This window comes from Enterobacter sp. CCUG 70166, from assembly GCF_020224095.1.
Classification (GTDB): domain Bacteria; phylum Pseudomonadota; class Gammaproteobacteria; order Enterobacterales; family Enterobacteriaceae; genus Enterobacter; species Enterobacter intestinihominis.
In genome coordinates, this window is the sequence record NZ_NRIQ01000044.1 from 1 (window position 1) to 4562 (window position 4562).

8 protein-coding genes are annotated in these 4562 nt (G+C 50.0%); 7 read left to right on the top strand and 1 reads right to left on the bottom strand.

Going from position 1 to position 4562, the window contains the following annotated elements; all coding sequences use genetic code 11:
• From CKK19_RS19380 to CKK19_RS19410, 7 genes are all read left to right on the top strand, one after another.
• On the top strand, positions 1-1673 hold a 1673-nt coding region (locus CKK19_RS19380; protein ID WP_225455206.1), incomplete at its 5' end, for a tape measure protein.
• Positions 1674-1690: 17 nt separating this feature from the next.
• Positions 1691-1948, top strand: coding sequence for a membrane protein (locus CKK19_RS19385; protein ID WP_047352929.1), 258 nt, complete (start codon positions 1691-1693; stop codon positions 1946-1948).
• A gap of 79 nt (positions 1949-2027) precedes the next feature.
• The gene (locus tag CKK19_RS19390) at positions 2028-2648 is read left to right on the top strand and encodes a phage baseplate protein (protein ID WP_047352928.1); all 621 of its coding nucleotides are present in this window, start codon (positions 2028-2030) and stop codon (positions 2646-2648) included.
• Positions 2648-2986, top strand: coding sequence for a phage baseplate plug protein (locus CKK19_RS19395; RefSeq protein WP_182918368.1), 339 nt, complete (start codon positions 2648-2650; stop codon positions 2984-2986). Before CKK19_RS19390 ends, CKK19_RS19395 begins: the two co-directional genes overlap by 1 nt.
• Positions 2987-3268, top strand: coding sequence for an HP1 family phage holin (locus CKK19_RS25455; RefSeq protein ID WP_395226419.1), 282 nt, complete (start codon positions 2987-2989; stop codon positions 3266-3268).
• 19 nt (positions 3269-3287) lie between these two features.
• Positions 3288-3788: a lysozyme gene (locus tag CKK19_RS19405; RefSeq protein WP_155023929.1), complete on the top strand. Its 501-nt coding sequence runs from the start codon at positions 3288-3290 to the stop codon at positions 3786-3788.
• Complete coding sequence (locus CKK19_RS19410; RefSeq protein WP_155023920.1) at positions 3785-4318, top strand: DUF2514 family protein; 534 nt, start codon at positions 3785-3787, stop codon at positions 4316-4318. The genes CKK19_RS19405 and CKK19_RS19410 overlap by 4 nt, the downstream gene beginning before the upstream one ends.
• A 28-nt stretch (positions 4319-4346) precedes the next feature.
• Here CKK19_RS19410 and CKK19_RS19415 read toward each other — a convergent pair.
• Positions 4347-4562: hypothetical protein (locus tag CKK19_RS19415; protein ID WP_412523798.1), on the bottom strand; the 216-nt coding region annotated here is incomplete at its 5' end.

Below are 4562 nucleotides of genomic sequence, written 5' to 3' on the forward strand. Positions count from 1 at the left end.
CGCCTGCGCGTACTCCTTTGTCTGCGGGCTCTGGCGGCGGTGGTGGTATTGGAATTCCACCATCATTAGCTGGCGGTGCAGGGATACCGCAGGGGCCGGGAGGAGGTAATGCAGCCGGGCTGATAACAGAGCAGGATGCGGCGATCGCACGTTTAAGGGATGCCATTAGGGGGCTGGATATCGATTTCGGAGCACCTGACCGCCAGGGCAGAGATAATTCAGAGGATGAAGGTGCGGGTAACGAAGGCGCAAATGACATCAGGGAGGGTGGTCTTTCGCTGGAAACGCTGGCGGGTGCGGCGGGTGTGCTGGCTGGGGTAAAAGTTGCGTTTGATGCTCTTTCTAACAGCTTGGACTCAATTCAGACCCAGCAGAGTCAAATCGAGCGCCTTGCACAGACAACAGGTGATGCAAAAGAGGCATTTCTGGAACTGAATGCTGCAGCAAGCGATGTGCGAAGTGACAGTAGTGCGTTTATTTCAACATATACCAACATGGCTACTGCCACGGAGAAGTTAGGCTTTTCGCAGGAAAGAACCATCAAGGCAACTCAGGGTCTTGTGGGGGCGTTACAGTTGGGTGGTGCGAGCACTGAGGCTAAGAACGCAGCACTGTACCAGATGGGTCAGGCGTTTTCTTCCGACCGGTTCGGCGGCGATGAGTTCAGCTCGTTCATGGAGGCGATCGGTACGCAGGCGCCAAAAGTTGCTGAAGCATTTGGGACAGATGTTAAAGGGCTCAGGGCAATGTCTGAAGCCGGGAAGCTCACAGCTGAAACCATGTTCAAGGCATTCGAGAAAATGGCGGCTAGCAACGCAGACCTGCTTAAAAAACAGGGCTGGACGTGGGGCCAGGTCACAACGGTAATGGGTAACGACTGGCAGGCGTTTCTTGCTCGTGCAACGATCGGTGGAGATTGGCAAAAATTCACTGACTGGGCGGCGACTACACTGATTCCGATTGTGCGAAGCGCTGGGCTGGAGCTTTCCGAATTCTGGTCTACTCTCGCTAACGAAAGCAAGGCGGCGATCCTGATTGGCATCCTGGGTGCAGTCGGCGCAGCATTTACGGCGCTGGCTATTCCTGTACTGGCGGCGCTGTGGCCGTTCCTCGCGATCGGTGCTGCCGTGTGGGTTGTCTATGAGGCGTTCGTAGAGTGGAAAGCCTGGATGAATGGCGAGGGCGGAACAATATTTGAAAGCCTGTTCGGTAGCTTTGATGCGTTTGAAAAACGCTATCCAACTATCATGAAAATGCTCAAGGCATTAAGTGGCACATCAGATGAAGCTGCCGGAAATGTAAATAACGATGGTGGTGTATGGTCAACACCGAAAAATGAAACGACATGGGGTGAATTGTGGAAACCACAAAACCTGTTTCCAAATGCTCTTGATTTCCTCAAAAGTCGGGGGAATAACTTCAATCCGCTGGATGGTATCGAGTCATTTTTTAACCTTTTCAGTGGGGATAATAATCAGGCCGCTGCGACTGGGTTAGCTACGCCGTCGAAAGGCGGGGTTGTGGTGAACAACACCAATAGCGGAAACAGGCAGGTTGATATCCATGTGAACAGCGTAAAAGAAGCGGCTGAGGCGGCGAATAATTTAGATAACCCAGGTACGATCTCAGGCGATTTATCTGGTAACATTGCCGAATCGTCAGGAGCGTTATAAAAACAGGACAATAAAAAATGGCTGATAGTGAGTTTAAGAAGTTCGCAACATTTACGTCACTGATTACACCGCAATTAATCACTATATCTTACTGGTTGCTCAATTTGGTTATTGTCGGTATTGGCACATTCCTTTGGACTATGCCAAGCATGGTGGGGATGGTTATCGCGCTGGTTCTGGTGCGCATTGGTTTTGAGCTGGTTATGGTGAGCTTTAAAAACAATGAATATCTGCGACGTATATGTGAAGCAGTAGAAGCCAGGGCGAAAGAATAGCCCCAGCGGTAACGCGATGTAACCGCGTCAGCGAAGATGAAAGAATCCCCTTTATCAGGGGATTTTTTTTGGGGCTTTTATGTCTGACATGGGTATTGCCGCGATTGCTGCGCCGCGTGATGAAAGGGCTGTAATGGTCTTTGAGTCAGGCGTTACAGTGTCACTAAGGCTCAAAAAGCGCGAAGAGCTGAGCGTTAAGCGCACCGTAGCTAAAGGCAAAGTTGAGACTGGTTATAAAATCGCTGACGGAACGGTTGACGATCCGAAGGTGATTTCCATAGAGGGCATCATTACTGGTGCCATGCTGCCGTATACGTTCGGTCTCCTCAGTGCCACTCAGAATATGATTCTGGCAATGAACCAGGCGCAGCAGATTGAAGCCGCGTATGACGTCAAAGAGTTCGTGTCCGTTTACACCTCATTCAATGCAATGCCGCAGGCAGTAATCACCTCACTCAGTATTTCCCGCGAACCGAAGCAAAATTATCTGACCGTTAAACTGACGGCTGAAAAGGTCGATACGGTGTCTTTTCAACGAAGTAGGTCTATTCAGTCGAAATCGTCAAATATTTCCAGTACGGCAGGGCAGGGGAGAACCTCAGCAGGAAAAAAGACCGCAGCGCCTGTAGATGCTGCGAAAGAGCCGCAAAAGGTCTTTGCTCTTGAGAAGTTAAAACGCGCTGTTGGGGGGTTATTCTGATGGCTGTGGCTTACTACGAAATCAACATAATCCCTGACATCCCAGACCAGGAATTTACCACCTCTTTAAACGGCCTCATTTTGAACATGAGACTGTATTTTTCCGACACCACAAAGCTGTGGTGGCTGGCTATTTCTAATTCAGATCGTACCGTTACGTTGTCACATATTTGCATGCGTCCGGGCATCTGGCATCCGTTAAGTGGTCGGATGCCAGGCTATTCCGGTGCGGGTGCGGTGGGTGTTGCGCGTCTGCGTCCAAATGTTCCGTTCGGCAGCGTGGATGCCTTTAATGGGTCGTTTGGCCTTTATTTATACGACGAAGTGGAGAGTGATTAAGTGGGGAGACTGCGCAAAAAGGTTAATGAATTATTAGACCAAAAACGCCTGGGTATGGCGATCGCGCTTGCGCTGTGCATCAGCGTTGCAGTCAGCGCGGTAAAGTTCTGGGACTGGTTCAAATATCGAATAGGGTTGATTACCGCAATGCTGGCAATGTTTTCCCTGAATGAGTGGGCTGTGATTATTGGTATTTTATGTACCGTCATCACATGCATGGTGAACTGGTATTACGAAAGGAAAAAATACCTCTTACAAGCTGGGGGTGAAGGTGGGAAATAAATCAAAACTTAGCGCCGCTATGCTGGCGTTAATTGCAGCCGGGGCAAGCGCCCCGGTTTTAATGTCTCAATTCCAGCATGAAAAAGAAGGAACCAGCTTAATAGCGTATCAGGACAAAAGCCGGGGGGTATGGACTATTTGCGGCGGTGTTACTTACGTTGATGGAAAGCCGGTCATCAAAGGAATGAAATTAACGCAAGCGCAATGCGACAAAATAGATAAAGCGGAACAGGCAAAGGCGCTGGCATGGGTGGATAAAAATGTCCGGGTGCAATTAACCAAACCGCAAAAAGTTGGGATAGCTTCATTTTGTCCGTGGAATATCGGCCCCGGTAAATGCTTTACCTCGACGTTTTACCGAAAGTTAAACGCCGGAGACAGATTCGGTGCGTGCGCGGAAATAAAGCGCTGGGTGCATGATGCCGGGCGCGATTGCCGTGTGCGGGAAAATAACTGCTTTGGTCAGGTAATCCGGCGTGAGCAGGAGTCGGAATTAACGTGCTGGGGTTTGGATAAATGAAAGCAAAGTACGCCGTTGTTATTTGCCTGTTCGTAGGCGCGTCTTTGGGTGGTGTTGGCTGGGCTATCCATCACAACAGCTATGAGGCTGGAAAAAGCGCCAGCGGCCGGGAATGGAAAACCAAATGGGCTAATCGGGATCTGGCCGATAAAACCGCTCAGTTGGCGCAGGAAAAAGCACAGCGCGACGAAGAACGCCGCCGTAAGGATGAAACTGAGGAGATTGTCAGGAATGCAGAAAAAGAGAAACAGAACGCGCTGGCTGAAGCTGCTGCCGCTAATGATGTTGCTGGCCGGTTGCGCGGAGCGCTCGCAGATATCCGGCGTAAACTCGCAGCCAGTGAGACAGGCAAGCTTTCCGCAAATGTCGCCAGCAGGCAGACAGCCGCCGAAGCCATCAGTATGCTTGCCGACCTGTACGAAGAATCTGACCGCCGCGCGGGAGAACTCGCTCAATATGCTGATGCAGCAGTCAGCGCCGGGAGCGTCTGCGAGCGCACCTATGACGCAGTAACGCGATCTGTTGAGTGATCGAAACGGATCAATTAATGCTCGTTTATCATTGATGCAGGTTATGAGTGGTTGAAAAGGGCGGGGGTGTGATGTTTATCGCTTGTTTGTAGTTGCAACAGATGGAAACTACATATACGATTAGACTCATGGAAAAGAAGGCTTTTCCTGTTTTAACGTAGATAACAAGCGGATTACCATTTACCACGCCCGATTTAACATAATATACATTATGCGCATTTAGATTGTTAGAACCATTTAGTAA

Excerpts from the sequence above, each read along its gene's own strand:
- CKK19_RS19385 (WP_047352929.1), top strand. The coding sequence starts at position 1,691 with ATGGCTGATAGTGAGTTTAAGAAGTTCGCAACATTTACGTCACTGATT.
- CKK19_RS19390 (WP_047352928.1), top strand. The coding sequence starts at position 2,028 with ATGTCTGACATGGGTATTGCCGCGATTGCTGCGCCGCGTGATGAAAGG.
- CKK19_RS19395 (WP_182918368.1), top strand. The coding sequence starts at position 2,648 with ATGGCTGTGGCTTACTACGAAATCAACATAATCCCTGACATCCCAGAC.
- CKK19_RS19405 (WP_155023929.1), top strand. The coding sequence starts at position 3,288 with ATGCTGGCGTTAATTGCAGCCGGGGCAAGCGCCCCGGTTTTAATGTCT.
- CKK19_RS19410 (WP_155023920.1), top strand. The coding sequence starts at position 3,785 with ATGAAAGCAAAGTACGCCGTTGTTATTTGCCTGTTCGTAGGCGCGTCT.